Origin of the sequence: Bacillus sp. FSL K6-0042, assembly GCF_038006685.1 — a bacterium.
GTDB lineage: Bacteria > Bacillota > Bacilli > Bacillales > Bacillaceae_G > Bacillus_A > Bacillus_A pseudomycoides.
Genome location: NZ_JBBOVS010000001.1, coordinates 3,495,530 through 3,515,002 on the forward strand (window position 1 = coordinate 3,495,530; position 19,473 = coordinate 3,515,002).

Below are 19,473 nucleotides of genomic sequence, written 5' to 3' on the forward strand. Positions count from 1 at the left end.
TTTATAACAAATTTGTACTAGCAAGGAAGTAATGGTTTGTCTAGGAGGCGCATGACTTTATAAATATCTCGAAATTGTTGTGAATCTTGCATGTTCATGCGGCACAAGAGGAATCCAGCTTTCAAAAATTGTTGTTGCATTTGATAAAAACTAGTGGCAACAATTATGGTTGTACCATTATAAAAATGAAGTTTGGATTGCTTGCGATTATTATAAATTTCTATTTTGTTTATATGACTATAGAAAACCCAAATACAGTCTGGAGATGCAGGAGATTTCGTTGGAATGGCGCAAATATAATGACGATGATCAATTGGGATTGGAATATTTTGTTTAAAGTAATAATTTTCTTGAATCGCATCTCGCCTTCCTTTATATGTAGAATGGTTATGTAATAGGCAAGATAGCTGTACCAATTGTAATGATGTTTTAGATGAAAACTTAATATTCCCGTCATTTTCTGTTATTTTAGTACGGTGAAAAGGATGGGCGTAAGGCTCAAGTATCATTGTAGAACTAGAGATAGTATCATGACTAACTAGGTCGTCCAAAGGAAAAGCCTCCTTAAAAGTATTTGTTTACATATTTTAGTATATAGATAGAATATAAAAATAATTTTAAATATTTGTAAATATTTGTAAAGTTTATATATCACTTCTATTTTTTCATAAACAGTAAGTTTTCTAATTTGCATCGCTTGTACATATATATGAAAATAGAAACAGTTAGGCGGTGATAGAATATGAAACGGAAGTATATTATTATGGCACTTGTTGTCCTTCTTTTCGTATATTTAGCAAACAGCAACCCGAGTAAAGAGGAATATACAGAATGGGCAGCAAAGCAATTTATGAATCGCAATGATATTAGTAAAAAATTAACAGAGGTTGAAAAAGAAGATCCAGATGGGCTTGTTGGTGAACTTGCGACAATTGGTAAGAAGTTAGCAAAGAAATATGTAGAGCCACAAGTTGACGTGTTGATTAACCATTATACAAAGCGAAGCGATTATATTTTCTTCTCGACGTATAAGACGGAATTTACAATTGGGAAAGAAAACTATAAATATGTTTCAGTCGGATTCTCTCATATTTTTATTCCGATTGAGATGCCGAAGAAAAAAGACGAAGCTGCAAATTGATGCAGCTTCGTCTTTTGCGTTTAAGGAGCAACTGTTACTTCTGATACTGTCTTTTCAACAAGGCGTGCCCCTTTTTTACGAGTGTTCCCACTAAGTGATAAGAAAATTGCAGAGGAGAGAATTGTGTCCATCACTTGGCTTATGGTTTGTTCATTCACAGGTGTAATCGGATTGTCGATAGAGAAGACGACTGTTTTTCCATCCTCTTTTAAGAAAATCAGTTCGAGTACTGTCATTGTTATTTACCTCCTTGTCACTAAAGTTTTACGGATTTGAGATGTCAGATGTACTTAAAAGCTGAACTGCATGAAGCTTTAATCCTTGTAATGAAGCAAGGGCACGTCCCACTTCATGGACCTGTGCTACATCAGCGTTTGGTTTTACTCGTTTAAACTGTTTGTTTTTCAAAATAGTTTTCCCATTTTTGTCTGTGCCACCGTTTAGGACAAGGCGCAAGCTTAAGTCAGTTACAATCGTTTCAATCGCCATTTTTTCACCCCCTTTTCGTCATATATATAGGAGGCAACGGTCATATTTTGGCGTGAAATTTTTTCTTTTTTTTGGTACGCTTAGAAGAATAAGAGAGGAGTTTCTATAGATGAATCGTAAATGGTTAGTTTGGATTCCCGTTTTACTATGGATGGGGATTATTTTTTATTCTTCAGCACAGCCGTATAAGAAGCAGGATATGCGTTCAGATATTGAGAAGTATGTTCCGTCTCAATTTGTAGAAGAAAAATTCTCCGGTGTATCGATTGACTATGGCGGGGGAACACCGGTTAGCATTGAAAATAAAGGCGTTGGTGGTTTTGTTGAGTTTTTCCTTCGTAAAGGAGCTCATTTCACAGTATTCTTGATTCTTGGTGCGCTTTCGTATTATGCATTGCACCGTTCTGGTTGTTCAAGAATGCGTTCCTTCGTATTCGCACTTCTGATTGTCGCTGGATATGCAACATTCGATGAAATTCATCAATCGTTTACAGGTGACCGTACACCGATGTGGCAAGATTCAGTTTTAGATACGTCGGGCGGACTGACAGGAATTATAATAAGCAATTGGTTTTGGCATAGAAAAAGGAGCTAACCCTTCGGGATAGCTCCTTTTTTGTGAATATATCGACGCCTCGACAATATGCGACACAGTATCTCATTATTAAAATGGATTTTATACACCAAGTAATTCCTTCAACTCGTCTGTGGAGAGTTCTGTCATCCAGCTATCACTTGTGATAATAGCGCTACTCAGTGATTGTTTACGTTCTAGCATTTCATCAATTTTTTCTTCAAGTGTACCTGTTGTAATGAGTTTATGAACGTGTACAAATCGCTTTTGACCGATGCGATATGCTCGGTCTGTCGCTTGATTTTCTACAGCTGGATTCCACCAGCGATCATAGTGAATGACGTGGTTTGCGGCAGTTAAATTTAGACCTGTGCCGCCAGCTTTTAATGAGAGGATGAAGATGTCGTATGTTCCATTTTGGAACTGTTCGATCATCTTATCACGTTCTATTTTCGGTACACTACCGTTTAGGAAGAGAACACGCTGACCGAATTTCTCTTCTAATATTTTCTGTAACATATTTCCCATTCCGATATATTGCGTGAAAATTAAGCAGCTTTCATTTTGATCTTTTATATTTTCAATAAGATCCATTAATGTTTGCGTCTTCATGGAGCGCCGTACAATATCTTTCGGCGCTTCTTCTTTTAAGTAAAGAGCGGGATGATTACAAATTTGCTTTAGCTTACTGAGCATCATTAAAATAAAACCGCGTCTTTCAATGCCTGTTAAGCCTTCAATGTTTTGTAGTGTATCTTGTACGAGTTGTTCATATAGTGATGCTTGCTCACCTGTTAGCGGACAGTACTCTTTTTGTTCTTGTTTGTCCGGTAAGTTTAATGCGACTGTTTGATCTTGTTTTGTCCGGCGCAGTAAGAACGGTGAGATGAATCTTTGTATTTGCTGAATTTTCGCTTCATCACGATCTTTCTCAATGGGTGTTACGAAGCGGCGCTGAAATTGTCCTAGGCTACCAAGATATCCGTGGTTCAAGAAGTCGAAAATAGACCATAGCTCTGCTAACCGGTTTTCCATCGGCGTACCTGTTAAAGCGATTTTGTGATTTGCTTGTAAATTACGAACCGCTTTCGATTGTTTCGTTTGCGAGTTTTTAATATTTTGCGCCTCATCCAGGATGATCGCATCCCAGCACTGCACGTTTAACTCTTCTTCATCAAGTTGTGCTAATGCATAAGAAGTTAATACGACATCTGTACTCTGAAGAAAGTCCTTAAATGAATCGCCTTTCGAACGGTTGCTTCCATAATGTAATTGAACCTGTAAATGCGGCGCGAAGCGTTCAAATTCCTTCTGCCAATTTCCAAGAACAGACGTCGGTGCTATGATTAGTGCCGGACCTGTTTGGAGGCTTTTTTCTTTCACATATAATAAGTAAGTAATGGTTTGGATACTTTTTCCAAGACCCATATCATCCGCTAACAACGCTCCAAATCCGAGCTCTCGTAAATATAAGAGCCACTCTACACCGTGTTCTTGGTATGGGCGAAGTGTGGCTTGCAAGGAAGATGGGATTGGAACTTTTGGAATGTCTCCGATATGCAATAATTTTTGGAAGAGCTCTTCGTAATAGCCATCTAGCTCAATTTCAATGTCTGTAAATGGATTATCTTCTTCTACAATTTCTGCTTCGGCAGAGTTTGATAAGTGTTGCTGCAAAACATCCTTCATTTCAAGGCCATATTTATCTGCACGTTTCATTAGTTTTTTCACTTCTTCAATAAAGGCAGGGTCGAGTCTCATCCATTGTCCATTTAAATTGAAGAGTCGTTTGTTTTGTTCGACAAGATCGAAAAACTCACTCTCTGATAGGTCGATGCCATCTGTGGAAACGCGCCAGTCAAAATCAACGAGAGTGTTCATGCCGAAGAAGGATTGTGTTTGATTCGTACTTTGCTTCAATTGGACGCGTAACTTTGGTTTCGTTGCTTTTAAGTTTTGCCACCAAGAAGGTAGTAAAATATCAACGCCGGCTGCTAATAATTCGTTACTCGCCTCTGTTAAGAAGTTCCATGCTTCTGTTTCATAGAGCTCAGTTCGAAAGTGATCATCTTCCTTAAGCCATGGAACTAGCTTGCCGAACCCTTCCTGCGTTTCTTGAATACGCTCTTCGTAGTTATGCCATCTTTTTGGTAGTGAATCGATGTCATTATAGACGTATATCCGGTGTGCTCCGCGTTTTGTGGTGATAATCGTTTCAAGTTTCCACAGTTCAAAATCATTGTGTGGTTCTTGGAGACGAAGTCCAATTGTGAAGGGAAGATCATCCTCGATGTAGCCGATTTTCCGGAGCCAATCTTCTTCATGCATTGCTGTTACAAGCTGTCTTTTCGTAAAATCATAGTGCTCATATAGTCGCTTCGCATCTTCCCAGCCATCATTAGAGCGAGCATCTTGAAGAATACTCTCATTAACTGCCTGAGAGAAAAGTGATGCTAGCGTATCATCTTGAGCTGAAACATTGCTAACCTTCCATGACGGATAATCGGACCAGCGCTTCATATCAGGTATAAAGCTTCCAGTTACAAAGGCATCCCATAGTTCTTTTGCATTTGGCGTAAGTGCGGTAATAGGATCATTCATTTGCAGCCTGGCAAATGAATTCATTGGTTTCTTGGCGATATATTCAAATGCTTGAACGCTTGTTAGCATAATCCCGCTTCGTCCTTCGTATGTAGCTTCTTTCAAGAAGGTGCCATAGAAGGACGTTGAATGCCATGTGAAGGCATGTTGTTTCCAATCTCTTGCAGGTAAGAGACTGCCGGTTTCATCTTCTCCCCAAAGGAACCAACCTTGACTTACGTGCTGGAGCCGAATTGTTACTTCAGTTTGTATGATCATCGATTAACTTTCCTTTCCGCAGTTCTTCCTGTAGTGCTCTTAGACGTGAATATAAGTTAGCGATTTGGACAATGAAAATGTGCCATTCATCTGTTCGTTTGAGCCGTTTATAGAGCATACGCAATTTCTTTAAGTAACGGACTGCACGGCGGTATGACTTGCGATTCCGTTCTTCAATTGCTTGCATCGTTGCAAGATGATAGAGCGGAAGAGCTGCTTCTGGTGCTTCTTTTTCAATTTCTTTCAGTGGTTCTTTTAGCAATTCAATTGCTTCAAATCCATACAAGAGATGAAGTTCTGTCCATGCATGATATTGTTTTTTTGCTAGTACATATTGCTCGTAGTTTGTGAAGCTGTATGGCAATAGTTCTTGCAAAATCATTTCAAGACCTGCTTGTTCATTTGTGTGTGTTGCATATGTTTCATACATCATGACAAACAAACGAACGATATCTTTTACAAAAAGGGGATCGGCCTGATCATTCATTGTTTTCTTCACTTGTTTATATGTGAAAGACAGCCAATTCTTGGCGCGCTCCCATTGCATTGTACTCAGTAAATCTTCGAGCCAGTCGAAATAAAGACCGACAACTTGAGTTGGTTGTGTTTCGAGTAAGTTCATAGCTAAATGATCCTCTTCTTTTAAAAAGAGGAGGTGAGAAGAGGCGAGTGCTTTCGAAAGTGGATTCATCTTCGCATCAATTCGTTTTTCTTCTTCTTGTATCCAAGATTTTTCTGCTAGCAACTCTCCCCATATATGCCGGTAAATAAAGAACCTCTCCTGTGTATAGGAATCGGTAGAGAAGAAAATATCATGCACTTGGTGAGCTGTTTCTTGCAAAATTGGTTCGCATTCAGCAGGAATCGATTCTGATTTCAAGTCACGTACAAGTGATTCAACTTTATCGACAAATAGCCGGACAACGTTAATAGGTTGGTGATAGGAATACGTTTTGTTTGTCTCAAAGTCAAGGATTTCTTCTAATAGCTTTTGAAAGCAAAAAAGTGCGCCGTGTAATTTGAACAATTCATGTATAGCAACGACACGCGGCGCTTTTCGTTCTAATTTCATGTAAAAGTCTGTAAAGATGCTCATAAGAAAATACATTTGTCTATACGAGAGTCGTGTTTGTTCTTTTTTAAATGCGTCATATTCAGATTCAAAATATGCGTGCCAACTTGTAAAGTCCGTTTCTTCAAATGCAGACGATTGTAATACTTGTCGTGCTGTTCGAATCGGAGGGAGTGATGGTTTCGTTTTATTTTTAAATAATGTTAATACTTCTCCCACTTGTCCGAAGCTAGAAGCAGCAGATAGTAAAACAGCGAGCATGTGCTCGCACTGCGTCGGAGCGAAGCAATCACAATAGCTTTCCGCGATATTACGAATCGGAATATGAACGCTATACACGTTTCCTTCAGCATCTACGGTACCTGATAACGTATAGCCATCAAAATCAACGTTGTAGACAAGACCGCTGCGATATAAATGACGAGCAGTGGCAACATGCTCTTGATCGGCTACTTGCTGCGGATCGAGTCCTTGAACAAATTCATTCGCGATCATCATAATTTCATCTTTCGTAATTGAATGTTGCAGCATAGTTTTCCTCCGTACAAAAGATTTATTTCCTTTACCATTATAAACAAAAAGAGGCGAAAACAGAAAAAATGAATTTGCTCGTACTTAATATAGAAAAATATGGTAATATATATAGTTAAATACGTGACTTTTTTGTTTAGGAGGGAATTTGATTTGTCAGATTTGCAGACGAAATTAGGAAACGGTATGAATAAGCTACAAGAAGGAATTGAACAGGGAAAGATAAAGTTGCAAGTGGCACAAGAGATTGCGCAATTAAAAAAGGAAATACAAGTGCAGCTTCATAAGAAGACAGAAGTTTTATTAGAGCTTGGCCAACAGGTATATGTTCAGATTCGAGATACTGGAGTCAAGGAAGAAGTATTAAAGCAATTAGTTGCTCCGATTCAAGAATTTGACGTTTTAATTTATCAAGCACAAAAACGAATTGTTGAACTGCAAAAACAACAAGGAGAGAAAGTAACGTGTGAGTGTGGAGGCTCTTTATCAATTGGTGATAAGTTTTGTGGGACATGCGGAAAACCAAATCCAATGCTAATTGTAGAGAGCAACGTAGAAAAGGTTACGTGTGTATCATGTAATGAACACATTGCAAAAGGCTCCATTTTTTGTCCAGTTTGTGGAATTAAGCAAGGTGGGGAGTGAACGAAATGTACTGTCGCATGTGTGGGAATCAACATGGAGAAGAAGTGAACTACTGTCCAAATGAAGGAAGTATGGCAATGGTGTCTGGAGACAGTGTCGTTCTTGAGCAAGACAACTCTAAATATTGCCGTGGTTGTGGCAATGAAAATGCAGAGCAGAACCTGTATTGCCAAAAGTGCGGACATTCTTTATTTACAGTGAAGAAAAAAGAACATATCGTAAAGTTACCTAGTATGGAAAAAGGTCATAAAGTTGAATTAGGCTTACATAAAGGTGGTCTGAAGACAGGGATAATTGGTGGAGCAATTGCAAGCGTTCTTATGTTACTTGCGGGATGGCTTGGAAGTTTAGCGGTTTCAGAGATAATGAAAAAGATATTCCATGAATTTGCTAGGGAATTAACAATGTTACCTGATTTTTATGCGAGTACAACCTCTACACTATTAAGCTATCATTTACTTGGTTTTTCAGCAGGAGATGAAGGCAGAATTGTTATGTCGTTATCTTGGCATACTCCATTCTTTTTACTATTAATTATTCCATTTGTTATTTTATGTGGAGTAGGGATTTGGATAGGGAAACAACGTGTTGCAAAGACGATTGGAGAACAAATCGTACTAGCGGCAACAGTCGGTATTATTTATGGATTGTTCTTATTTGTAATCAGTTTTATTGCCTCACAATCAGCTACATTCCCAGAAGTAGGAACGATAACAGTTGGATACTCTTCGTTGAAAAGTTTAGTAAGTGGTTTTATGTACGGAACTTTCTTTAGTTTATTTGGATTGATTGCGTATACAAGCCGAAACAATATAGCAGATGCGTTTCAGGAGCTACTTCCATACGGGGCATCGCTATATCATGGAATGGCAGCGATGGTGAAAGGTCTTTTGCTGACAGCGGCTATTTTTTGTGTGACGACATTCATTGCACTATCTGGTAGTAATGCAAAGCCTTTCGAAGATGTAGCACCGACAATTTCAGCGCGCGCAATGATGGCATTGCAACTCACACCAAATGTATGGAGTATGACTCATTTTGCACCAGTAGAAATAAAGGTTCCAGCGTTACAAAAGGAAATGTCTAAAGTGATGACAACAGGTGACAAAAGTATGATAGAACTTTCATTCATATCAGGTGTATCTGCTGGTGGCGTTAAAATAAAAGATATTTTAATTGCTGAAGGTGCTCCGCCATCAGTAATGGAAAGTTTTGATGAGATAAATGGTAAATTCCACCTTGGTTTGTTGCTCCTTGTGATCCCAGTATTCTTTATGTTTAGAGCGGGACAAAAATTAGCGAGGGTGCCATTCTCTAATATGTATGTAACGTTAGCTGTATGTAGCGGTGCTTATACAATTATGATGATTGTAATGAATCTTCTTTCTAAAATTGAGATTAATATTGCAGGAAAGCTAACAAAGGAATTTGGAGTAGGTGGAACAGTATTTTCTATGCAGAGCGGCTGGATCTATTTAATACTCGGTAGTTTTATTCTGACATATGCAGCTGCCTTCGCTGGAATGAAATTGGCAAGGAAGTAGGGGGGGAAGTATCGTGAAGTTTTGTGGGAAATGTAAAAAACAAGTCGCAGATTACTTGAATTTTTGTTCTGAATGCGGAAGTAAAGTAGAAGTGATTGAAGAAAATGTAGCGGCTTCGAGAGCAGATGTACAGAGGGAAATGCAACCAAAGAAGAGCAAGAAAAATATTGTACTCCTCATTGTATTCGTCGTACTCGCTGCTTTACTATTTGGAGCATATAAATTCGGAGCATATAAATTCTCGAAAGAAAAGCAAATCAATGCATTAATTGATGCTTTCAATAAAAAAGATATAAATACAATTGATTCTCTTATAAAATCGGATGACCCAGGCTTGAAAATTAAAACAGAAGATATTAAATCTTATTTACGTTATTTAAAGGATAATCCTTCGTACAATAAAGAATTGTTATCTTATTTACAAAAGCAAACGGTAGATACAAAGCTCGTTAACAAAGAAAGCTTTGTGGACGGACAAATTGTAGAAGATGGAAAAGAGTGGTTCTTATATCCAAAATATAAGTTCAGCATTAAGTCGTATTTTATGACGGTCAGCACAACTGCAAAAAATGCAGAAGTATATGTAAATGATAAAAAAACGGCGGATATTTCTAGCGGAAAATCTTCTAAAGAAATCGGACCCTATTTCCCTGGGACGTATGTTGTAAAAGCAAAGGCGAAGGCAGAGCTTACTGAACTAGAAACGGAAAAGGAAGTTGAGTTAGCTGGAGAAAAAGAAGGGAAAGTGGATGTGAAATTACCACTTGAAGGAAAATATGTTACAATCTCTTCTGACGAAAATAGCGCTAATGTCTTTGTAAATGGTAAAAAACGTGGGAAACTAGAGTCTGGAAGCTATAAGCTCGGACCAGTACCAACAGATGGGACGGTGGAAGTTCATTTAGAGAAACAAACTGATTTTGGTGTTGTGAAAACCGAAAGCGTAAAAATTGGTGATGAGGAGAGCACGTATTATTTGAGATTCCCAAAACAAACATCTGAAACTGCGGTTGGTGATTTCGTTCGAAATCATATTTATGACAATGTACGGGCTATTTCTTTAAATGACTTTAGCTTAATTGAAAATAATTATGATAAGAGCGGAAAATCATATAAAGAAGACCATGATTATCTGCAATATTTAAAGAAAAAAGGAATTACTGAGGATTTATTAAAATTTGAAGTCCGTAATGTTGAACGTCAAAGTTCTACGAAATATAAAGTAACGACATATGAAGAATACAATATTCGCTATGGTGATGGATCTGTAAAGTTTAAGAGCTTTAGCAATGAACATATCGTTACAGTAAATGCGGATGGGAAACTAATGTATCATTCAATCAGTGCGAATAATACATTGAAAACAGAAGAAGTATCTGGCCCAACGCATTAAAATGTGAAAAGACTATCTCTTTACAAAGAGGTAGTCTTTTTGATATATCGACTTCTCTACAAAATACGACAAGCTTGTACATATGGATCTTGTAGAATTCTTTCTACTAACGGAAGCATTTCTTCTTGAAAGGGTATATCAATTGGAAATGGTTTTTGTGATCCCGGTTTTGTGCCGTATTGCACAAACTTATATTGAACGGATTGATCGTGCTTGAGCACCATCAATTTATAGCGATTGTCATCATGCTCAAGTGAAAAATCAATTGTAGCCCCGTCGTATGTTACATCATCTTTGTAGATGTATGGCTTCGGTGTGCCGATCCAGTCTATTTTTGCATGTGGGTTCATGGTATAGCCTCCTTATCGTCATTATATATATATCCATTTTGGTTTTCCAACATATAAGTCGCTGCTAGGAGACTTGCGCTCGTTTTTACTTTGCATGGGGTTAAAAAAGGATGTTTTTTCATTTGTGTTTATATAAAAAAGTAAAAGCCAGATCTCAATATATGAGAACTGGCTGAATTTTTAGCAGTCATTGGTTATTTTAAAATTTTCACTTTAACGGATTTACGTCCCCATTTGTTAGCAGCTGAATCAGAGCCAACTAGAACGTCGATACGGTTACCTTTAATTGCGCCGCCAGTGTCACCAGCGATTGCTTCTCCGTAACCTTCTACCCATACTTTTGACCCAAGTGGAATCACTTTCGGGTCAACAGCAATCATTTTCATGTTTGGATTCGCTGTTAGGTCATGACCCATTGCAGTTAATACACGACCACCATATGTGCCGCCATTTTCACTCGGATGAGCTGTATATGCTGTAGCTTCAACTGTTAGTTCACGACCACCAGAAGGAGTGTTTGTTTCTGCTGCTTTGACAGCAGGTTTAGCAGCTGGTTTTTCTTGTGCTGCTGGTGCTTTTGCCTCTGCTTTAGCAGGTGCTGCAGCTTGAGCAGGAGCAGGCGTTTCTTGTTTTTCAATAACAGGTGCTGTACCTGTTAAGAAAGGAACATGAACGTAAGCCGTTTTCCCATTATATTCGAATTGTAACCACTCATTTTGTACTTGGTTCGTTGTTTCGATCATATCGTCTTTCTTAAGCGTACCAAGAATTTCTGAGTTTGTGTTTGCTTCAGCACGTACGTTTAATACGTTTGCTGTTACGTAATAGATGCTTTTTATAAATTCTGCGTTTACGAATGCGTCTTTACCATCTAATTTGATTTTTGACCATCCGTTTTCTGTATTTGTAACATCTAATTTATGACCATTTAATACTTTGCCTACAACTTGTGATTCAGTAGTTGGGTTCTCGCGTACATTTAATACGTCTGTTGTTACAACAGTTTCTGCTTTTGCAGAAGTAGTGAAAATCCCAAGACCAAAAACCGCTGCCGTTGCTATACCAATTAATTTTTTCATGATAGCCTCCATTGCGTTTGTTTTCGTGTCCTCATTATAGCAACAGTTTTTTTCGGAATTTGGGAAATCACACAATTACAAACCATTCGTAACAAATCATTAATACTCTGTAATATAGAAAGAAATAATAGAAAGCGGTTTTCATTCCGTGTTTTTAAGAGGTTTGATAGATATCTCTATTACCTATAGCACAGAGGATGTTTTTCAACTGAGCTAATAATGTTACGCAGTTATTACGGTAGGTTTACTAAATGGTTACAATCCTTGAGTAATTCGTCGATTTGTGACTAAAATAGTTATATAAACATAAACAATTTGTTTGTGTATTCACAAAGAAGTGCTATATCCTTACAAAAACAACCGCATAATTGTTACAAAAAGAAAGAGCTGCCATCCGTAAATTTGGCTTTTTTCCAACTGTAACACACCTTTTTTGGGAAACACACTCCCATCCGCATCTATCTCGCACGATTTGGCGGTAACATCTCCATTTTATAATCCGAACGGTTATATGGAGGCTGAACTGTCCATAAGAATTCTAATTGGTGAAGGCTGATTTTAGAGAGCTGGAAGAAAATCACCGCAAGAAATATTTCACTTTATCCGATTTAACATATCGTAATTAGAGTCATTTTACGAAAAAAAGAAACCTACAAAAGGGGGATTTTATGAGGAAACTGACAAAAACATTTATTGTCTCATTAACATTATGTATTGCATTTACAATTTGGGGGATTATTCCCGAATCTATAATCGGAAAAGGTAATTTAGGAAATGTGACTACTGCAATTCAAACTGCATTAGTTAGTAAATTTGGTTGGTTCTATATCATTTCTGTTTCTGTTTTCTTAGGTTTAGCTATCTTTTTAATCTTTTCAAAATATGGTTCGATCCGTTTAGGGAAAGATGATGATAAGCCTGATTATAGTTATATGACCTGGTTCGCTATGCTCTTTAGTGCCGGCATGGGAATCGGTTTGATTTTTTGGGGAGTTGCGGAACCATTAAATCATTTATACGCACCGCCATTTGGGGAGAGTGCAACAGAAGAGAGTGCACGTCTTGCACTTCGTTTTTCATTCTTCCATTGGGGATTACATCCATGGGGTTTGTATGCACTTGTAGCACTTTGTATTGCTTATTTTACGTTCCGAAAAGGGAAACCAAGTACAATTAGTGCAACAGTTGGTTCTTTATTTAAGAGTGGTGAGCACGGACGGATCGCACATACGTTTGACGTATTAGCTGTATTTGCGACAGTATTCGGTGTTGCAACTTCATTAGGACTTGGAGCAAAACAAATTGCAGGTGGCCTTAGTTACTTAACATCTATTCCAAACTCATTAACAACGCAGTTAGTTATTATTGGGGTAGTAACGGTCCTATATATGTTATCTGCACAAACAGGATTAGATAAAGGGATTAAATATTTAAGTAATATAAATATTATTTTAGCCTTTGCACTTATGGCAATCTTATTATTTGCAGGTCCAACGAACTTTATTATGAATTACTTTACTTCTACAATCGGTTCGTACATTCAAGAGTTGCCAAGTATGAGCTTCCGTTTAAGCCCATTAAATGAGGGTGGTAACCAATGGATTCAATCATGGACGATATTTTACTGGGCATGGTGGATTGCATGGTCCCCATTCGTTGGTACATTCATTGCCCGTGTTTCACGTGGACGTACGATTCGTGAGTTTGTTATTGGTGTGTTGCTCGTTCCAACAATTATTGGTGCGCTTTGGTTCTCTGTATTTGGGGGAACAGGTATTCACATGGAGATGTTTGATGGAGCAAATATTTATGGACAAATTAAAGAGATGGGTACAGAAATTGGATTATTCGCTATGTTAGATCATATGGGCAGCATAGGACCAGCTTTATCTGTTCTTGCGATTTTACTGATTTCAACATTCTTTATTACTTCAGCAGACTCTGCGACATTTGTTCTTGGTATGTTAACGACAAATGGTAGTTTAAATCCACCAAATCGTATTAAACTGGTTTGGGGTCTTGTTCAAGCAGCATTGGCAGCGATTTTATTATATGTAGGTGGATTAGAGGCATTGCAAACTGCTTCGATTATCGCAGCATTCCCGTTTGTATTTGTTATCTTCTTTATGGCTGCTTCCCTATTTAAAGAATTACAGAAGGAAGTTCGTCATCACCATAAATAATAGAAGGAAAGAGCTGATTTTGAATCAGCTCTTTTTTGGTAGGTTGTGCGAATTCCTGTTGATTAGCAGTTGTCGCAGGTTGTCGAATGGTCGATAAGTTGTGTCGAACCGCTGATATATTGTCAAAAGTAATCCATATTTTTGTCAAAAATTTGTCGGAAATGTGTTGTCACTTTTGCGTATATGTGCTATATTATTTCCTGTAAGCGATTTCAAATGGTTTTTAAGCGTATTCAAGGGGGACAACTAGAATAATGAAGCGTTACGAAAGAAAGTGGAAGCATATTTGTTTGAAACGTGTGGCACATCGCAGTGTCCAAGAAAACACGGAACCAAAGACTGAAGTGTCTAAAGAACAGCAAGAGAAGCAATTGGTTTTACAAAAATAGCAGTCACTTTTTCGTATATAAATGAAAGTAGATCGTTCGTTGGGGGATGGACGTGAAAATATTACTTTCGACTAAGGGGTATTGTCCGATATATAGATTTAAAGTAAAAATAAGCACAGAGCATACGGCGCTCTGTGCTTATTTTTTTAATCAAACGTTTGTTTAATTTTAAACGAGCCGCTGCCACTTTTACTTTTTAAACCTGACTGTCTTGTCCCATCCGATAATTTGTTTTTTATTTTTAGCGCGTAAGTATAGGAAGAGGCTTCTGATAAATAGGTACGTAAAGAGCTGGGCGTATGTGAAATACATTCATAAAAAAAGCTGACCCGAAAATTCGGATCAGCTCGATTTTTATTATAAGAACATCATACCTGCAACTGCTGCATTTAAGAAGTTCGCTAGTGTACCAGCGATTACTGCTTTAATCCCTAACTGTGCAATTTGTTTACGGCGAGAAGGAGCAAGTGTCCCTGTTACACCTAATTGAATTGCGATAGAAGAGAAGTTTGCAAAGCCACAGATTGCAAATGTTAAGATCATATTTGTTTTATCAGAGAAGTCTGCCATGTGTGGACCTAAGTTTGCATATGCAACGAATTCGTTGATTGCAAGCTTTTGTCCGATAAAGCTTGCTGCTTGTACAGCTTCGTTTGGTGAAACACCGATTAAGATAGCAAATGGAGATAGAATATATCCAAAGATTAAATCAAGGCTAAGTTTAATATGGAACCAAGATCCAACCCATCCTAATAGGCCGTTTAATACAGCGATTAATGCGATGAACGCCATTAACATTGCTGCAACGTTAATAACAAGTTGCATTCCTTCAGAAGCTCCGCGTGCTGCTGCATCGATAACGTTAGCATCTTCACGCTCTGTAGAAAGTTTTACATTGTTATCCGGTTTTTCTGTTTCTGGCATAATTAGTTTTGCAATTAATAGGCTTGATGGTGCTGCCATAATTGCTGCTGCTAATAAGTGCTCTAGCGGAATTCCCATTGCTGCATAACCAACAAGAACTGACCCAGCAACAGCTGTCATACCGCTTACCATAATCGTGAAGAATTCACTGTTGGTTAGACGTGCTAAGTACGGTTTAATTAAAATTGGTGCTTCTGTTTGTCCTAAGAAAACAGTTGTTACTGCATTTAAACTTTCTGCTTTAGAAGTGCCAAGAAGTTTGCTTAATGCACCACCAACGATACTAACGAACCATTGCATAATACCTAAATAATATAAAATTGCTACTAATGAACTAATAAATACAATTGGAAGTAGTGCTTGAATGACAAAAATGAATCCCCAAGGACCATCTTTATCTAATAAGTTACCAGCGACGAATTTAATTCCCTCATAAGAAAAATTGATTAAGCCTTGAACGCCGTCAGAAGCAACTTTTAAGCCAGCTTTTCCGGCATCCCATCGTAACACGATGAAAGAAAACGTAATTTGTAATGCTAGCGCGATTAAAATTGTGCGCCAATTAATAGCTTTGCGGTTGGAAGATAGTAAAAAAGCAACTGCTAAAATTCCAATCACGCCGCCAATTCCCCATAAAACATTCATGTAGTGTAAATCTCCTCTCTCATAGTAAAAAAGTATATATAACAGATGTCTATACTCTACGAAAATAGCATCTTAAGTAACTTATCACACCGGACATCAGAGGTCAAACGTCTATTGAAAAATTTTAATAGAAAGAAAATTCCTTAAGAAAACACATATCAATCTTATGGAGGTGAAATAGGTTATGCTTTTTAGGGGGATATATTCATTATTATAACGTTATGAGCTGTTTTTATAGAATATAGTGTATGAAATAAGAGGAGAGAAACATATTTGTAGAAATACGAATTAAAAAAATGATAAAGACTTTTCTTTTATAGGTAGGGAGAGAGCGTCCGGCCATGGATAGAAGCGGCCAGGGCCTTTTTTCGCCTCGTGCCGAATTGAAAACAAAAGGAGAAAAAGAGAGCAGGTCACCTTTTGTTCTTCGTAGCAGCGACTTATATGCAAAAAATCAAAAGGATTTATCCCGCATTAACGGGCAGTAATATTCCCACCTCAAAATGCGGTGAAAGCAAAGAGGTTAGGTGGGAGATCAACTGCCCGTAAAACCCCCACTGATTAAAGTTTCACTTTATATAAAAAGAGCCTTCTAGTAATCTAGAAGACTCTGAAACTATGACTTAAGGTGCTTTTGTATATCCTAAGAAGTGGCTGCTCCAGTAAGAGTTATTCATTGAAACAATTTTAACTCCGTTGTCACCAGCTTGAATAAATGATCCGCCACCAAGGTAGATACCCATGTGAGAAGGACCTGGCTTATAAGTGTTTTGGAAATAGATTAAATCGCCTGGTTGTGGATTTGAAGTTTTTGGTAGACTGCTCCAATATCCTGCTACAGTTTGACGGCTAACGTTGTGACCGAATTTGTTAAATACGTGGAAAATGTAACCACTGCAGTCAACGCCATTAGCAGAAGTGCCACCCCATACATATGGTACGCCTTGCATTGATTTTGCATATGCAAGAATAGATGATGTATCACCACTTGTGTTGCCTGCGTTGTTATTATTATTTTGGTTGTTGTTATTGTTACTGTTGTTAGGTTTATTGTCTACAGCGCCACCGACTGGTGTTTTAGATAGGAAACGAGTTCCTACATAGCCAGTGCGACCGTTGTAGTTAATTTTACTCCATCCATAATGTTCAGAAATAACTTGTACTTTTTGACCTTGTGGAAGAGCACCGATTACGCTGTAATTTGTACCTTCGCCGCTACGTACATTTAATGCGGCCGCATTAATGTAGTATTCACCAACAGAGGTTTGTGGTTGCTCAGGCTGGTTTGGTTGTTCCGGTGTCGTTGTGCCACCTTTAACAAATTTCACAAATTCGCTGCTTACATAGCCAGTTTTACCGTGATGATTAATTTTGTACCAACCATTTTCTACACCAATTACGTTTAATGTTTGACCGTTTAATACGCCGCCAAGTACACCGTGGTATGTAGCTGGGCCTGTACGAACACGTAATGATGTTGTATTAACAACATAAGTACCGCCAGTTTGAACAGTTACGTTGTTATTGATTTCTTGTTGTTGATCATTACCTTGGACAACATCGTTACTAGAACCACCTTTTGTTACGTAGTCCTTGCTAAGGTAAGCAGTTTGTCCAGCATAGTTAATTTTGAACCAATCTTGAACTTCGCCAACAACTTGTACAACTTGTCCTTTATGAATAGATCCTAAAACTGTATGAGAAGTGCTAGGGCCTGTACGGACGCGAAGAGAAGATACATTTACTGTATAGTTTCCGCTTGCTGCTTGAACATTGTTGTTATTTGAAGAACCAGCATTTGAAGAAATGCCAGATACGAATTGTCCACTAACATAACCAGTTTTGCCGTTATGGTTAATTTTAACCCATCCGTTTTCTATGCTAATAACTTGCAATGTTTGTCCTTCATATACACGTCCCATAATGGAACTAGAAGCATTTGGGCTTGTGCGAACACGCAATACATCAGCAGTAACTTTGTTTTTGCCACCTGTGCTTACGTTTGGTGTTGCACCATTTTTTGATACGAATTGTCCACTAACGTAACCAGTTTTACCATTATGGTTAATTTTAACCCAACCGTTTTCTTCACCGATTACGTTTAATTTTTGACCCTCATATACGCGAGAGATGATGTCGTGAGAAGTGCTAGCTCCTGAACGAACGTGTAATACGTCAGCAGTAACTGTGTAGTTTGAATTGTTTTGTGGTGCAGCTTGAACAGTTTGTGTAGCAGGCTTTTGTGTATTTTCAGGTGCAGCTTGAACGCTATCTAATGTCGGGGCTGCTCCTCCTGCTACAGACACTGCCGCAAGACCGGCAAGATATTTTTTCATGTTTTGTCGATTCCTTTCTGTCTGTAATATAGTAATGAAATATTTACCAACTGTTAAAAATTCTAAAAGGCATGTCGATTACTGTCAAGGCTTATGCGGTAATCTGAATATGTCAAAAATATTACGAAAAAAAAATCAGGGTGCATGCTCCACCTTGATTTTGAACGAAAATACATACATTATTTTATTGTGAAATTTAAAATGTTCGTGTTTAAGGTAATGAGATATTAGAAGTTGAAAAACTTTGGACAAATGTTTTTTGTAGTAGTTTGGTGATTGGCCCAACTTGCCCATTTTGGATGGCAGTTCCATCAAGATGTGTCATAGGCAGCACTTCTACAGTTGTTCCTGTAAAAAAGCACTCGTCAGCATTATAGACATCACGAATACTGAATAATTCTTCTTGAACAGGAATCTGTAGTTTATGGGCTAAGGAAAGAATATATTGACGAATAATCCCATTTAGGATTAGGTGATTAGCAGGGTGGGTATAAAGGATCCCGTTTTTTACAAGAAAAAAGTTCGAGTGACTACCCTCTGTAACTATTCCGTTACGAACGAGAAGGGCTTCTTTACATCCTTTGCGTTCTGCTTTTGTGGCAGCCAATACATTTGGCAATAGATTTAAGGATTTAATATCACAGCGGAGCCAACGTGTATCAGGTTCTGATATGGCACGTATTCCGTATTCAATCCATAAAGCGGGTCGTTCTTTTTTTGAGATATAAGCATAAATCGTTGGGGTTACATCAAAAGAGAATGTGTGCGCACGATGCTGTACTCCTCGAGAAACTTGCAGGTAGATGGTACCATCTACCTGCAAGTTATTATTTTCGAGTAATTTGTAAAGTAGTGTAATGAGTTCTGCTTTAGAGAAAGCGAGTGTTAGTTCTATTTCATCCATTGAACGGTATAACCGAGTTAAATGTGGATCTAATAAGTGGATGTTTCCTTTATAAATACGAATTACTTCATAGACACCATCTCCAAATTGTAAACCACGTTCTTCTAATTGTATGTACGGTTGTTTGTTATTTGTATCAATAATTGTGTCATTCCATAATACAAATCTTTCGTATGCCATTTTACTTCCCATCCTTTCTTAATTGTTTAAATGATGAGTGGTGAGAGCCCGTATGGAAACGCCAATTTATTGTATTGCGCATATACAAATTCGCAAATGAGAAATGAGAATCCTGCTTTTTAGAAATAAAAAAAGCAACATTCATATAGAACGTTGCTTGCAACAATGTTGCATAAGAGGGTAGCTTGTTTCATAGGGATATTGTCTTGGTATAGCTTAGAAAGGTGACCAGTAA

At 37.9% G+C, this 19,473-nt stretch carries 17 protein-coding genes; 7 read left to right on the forward strand and 10 right to left on the reverse strand.

Annotated features, from left to right (window positions below; genetic code table 11):
* Window positions 1–17 precede the first annotated feature (17 nt).
* Complete coding sequence (locus tag MHH45_RS17855; protein WP_003209016.1) at window positions 18–509, reverse strand: competence protein ComK; 492 nt, start codon at window positions 507–509, stop codon at window positions 18–20.
* Between the two features lie 233 nt (window positions 510–742).
* On the opposite strand from MHH45_RS17855, the gene MHH45_RS17860 reads away from it, so the two are divergent.
* A complete protein-coding gene (locus MHH45_RS17860; RefSeq protein WP_016112592.1) occupies window positions 743–1,141 on the forward strand; it encodes a DUF4359 domain-containing protein in 399 nt (132 codons plus the stop codon).
* A 20-nt stretch (window positions 1,142–1,161) separates the two neighbouring features.
* Here the strand turns inward: MHH45_RS17860 and MHH45_RS17865 are convergent, their stop codons facing one another.
* Window positions 1,162–1,377 carry a DUF2922 domain-containing protein gene (locus MHH45_RS17865; RefSeq protein ID WP_003203134.1) on the reverse strand — a complete coding sequence of 72 codons (216 nt, stop codon included), beginning with the start codon at window positions 1,375–1,377 and terminating at the stop codon, window positions 1,162–1,164.
* A 28-nt stretch (window positions 1,378–1,405) separates the two neighbouring features.
* Entirely contained in the window at window positions 1,406–1,630 is a 225-nt protein-coding gene (locus MHH45_RS17870) for a DUF1659 domain-containing protein (protein WP_003203136.1), read from the reverse strand.
* A gap of 109 nt (window positions 1,631–1,739) precedes the next feature.
* Here MHH45_RS17870 and MHH45_RS17875 point away from each other — a divergent pair, with 109 nt between their 5' ends.
* Window positions 1,740–2,225, forward strand: coding sequence for a VanZ family protein (locus MHH45_RS17875; RefSeq protein ID WP_003203138.1), 486 nt, complete (start codon window positions 1,740–1,742; stop codon window positions 2,223–2,225).
* An 81-nt stretch (window positions 2,226–2,306) separates the two neighbouring features.
* Here MHH45_RS17875 and MHH45_RS17880 read toward each other — a convergent pair whose 3' ends face one another.
* Together MHH45_RS17880 and MHH45_RS17885 are read right to left on the reverse strand one after the other, a co-directional pair.
* A complete protein-coding gene (locus MHH45_RS17880; RefSeq protein ID WP_016112591.1) occupies window positions 2,307–5,063 on the reverse strand; it encodes a DEAD/DEAH box helicase in 2,757 nt (918 codons plus the stop codon).
* Window positions 5,047–6,666 carry an SWIM zinc finger family protein gene (locus MHH45_RS17885; protein WP_016112590.1) on the reverse strand — a complete coding sequence of 540 codons (1,620 nt, stop codon included), beginning with the start codon at window positions 6,664–6,666 and terminating at the stop codon, window positions 5,047–5,049. Before MHH45_RS17885 ends, MHH45_RS17880 begins: the two co-directional genes overlap by 17 nt.
* Window positions 6,667–6,819: 153 nt before the next feature.
* Between MHH45_RS17885 and MHH45_RS17890 the strand changes: the two genes are divergently transcribed.
* Genes MHH45_RS17890 through MHH45_RS17900 form a run of 3 tightly spaced genes read left to right on the forward strand, consistent with a single transcriptional unit; the run spans window position 6,820 to window position 10,248 of the window.
* Window positions 6,820–7,311, forward strand: a complete 492-nt coding sequence (locus MHH45_RS17890; RefSeq protein ID WP_016112589.1) for a zinc ribbon domain-containing protein — start codon at window positions 6,820–6,822, stop codon at window positions 7,309–7,311.
* A gap of 5 nt (window positions 7,312–7,316) precedes the next feature.
* A complete protein-coding gene (locus tag MHH45_RS17895) occupies window positions 7,317–8,855 on the forward strand; it encodes a zinc ribbon domain-containing protein (protein WP_016112588.1) in 1,539 nt (512 codons plus the stop codon).
* 13 nt (window positions 8,856–8,868) lie between these two features.
* On the forward strand, window positions 8,869–10,248 hold the full coding sequence (locus tag MHH45_RS17900) for a zinc ribbon domain-containing protein (protein WP_016112587.1): 1,380 nt from the start codon (window positions 8,869–8,871) through the stop codon (window positions 10,246–10,248).
* 56 nt (window positions 10,249–10,304) lie between these two features.
* Here MHH45_RS17900 and MHH45_RS17905 read toward each other — a convergent pair whose 3' ends face one another.
* Window positions 10,305–10,598, reverse strand: coding sequence for a DUF3910 family protein (locus tag MHH45_RS17905; RefSeq protein WP_016112586.1), 294 nt, complete (start codon window positions 10,596–10,598; stop codon window positions 10,305–10,307).
* A 194-nt stretch (window positions 10,599–10,792) separates the two neighbouring features.
* Window positions 10,793–11,689 (reverse strand): cell wall-binding protein EntA, encoded by an 897-nt coding sequence (locus MHH45_RS17910; protein ID WP_098116716.1) that lies wholly within the window; start codon window positions 11,687–11,689, stop codon window positions 10,793–10,795.
* Window positions 11,690–12,345: 656 nt separating this feature from the next.
* Here MHH45_RS17910 and opuD point away from each other — a divergent pair.
* Window positions 12,346–13,860, forward strand: coding sequence for a glycine betaine transporter OpuD (gene opuD / locus MHH45_RS17915; RefSeq protein ID WP_016112584.1), 1,515 nt, complete (start codon window positions 12,346–12,348; stop codon window positions 13,858–13,860).
* Window positions 13,861–14,114: 254 nt separating this feature from the next.
* Window positions 14,115–14,249, forward strand: a complete 135-nt coding sequence (locus MHH45_RS17920; RefSeq protein ID WP_003205060.1) for a hypothetical protein — start codon at window positions 14,115–14,117, stop codon at window positions 14,247–14,249.
* Between the two features lie 357 nt (window positions 14,250–14,606).
* On the opposite strand, the gene MHH45_RS17925 is transcribed toward MHH45_RS17920, so the two are convergent.
* From MHH45_RS17925 to MHH45_RS17935, 3 genes are all read right to left on the reverse strand, one after another.
* On the reverse strand, window positions 14,607–15,818 hold the full coding sequence (locus MHH45_RS17925) for a NupC/NupG family nucleoside CNT transporter (protein WP_016112583.1): 1,212 nt from the start codon (window positions 15,816–15,818) through the stop codon (window positions 14,607–14,609).
* 623 nt (window positions 15,819–16,441) lie between these two features.
* Window positions 16,442–18,154 carry a C40 family peptidase gene (locus MHH45_RS17930; RefSeq protein WP_016132414.1) on the reverse strand — a complete coding sequence of 571 codons (1,713 nt, stop codon included), beginning with the start codon at window positions 18,152–18,154 and terminating at the stop codon, window positions 16,442–16,444.
* 211 nt (window positions 18,155–18,365) lie between these two features.
* Window positions 18,366–19,250, reverse strand: a complete 885-nt coding sequence (locus MHH45_RS17935; protein ID WP_088093762.1) for a D-amino-acid transaminase — start codon at window positions 19,248–19,250, stop codon at window positions 18,366–18,368.
* Window positions 19,251–19,473: the final 223 nt, after the last annotated feature.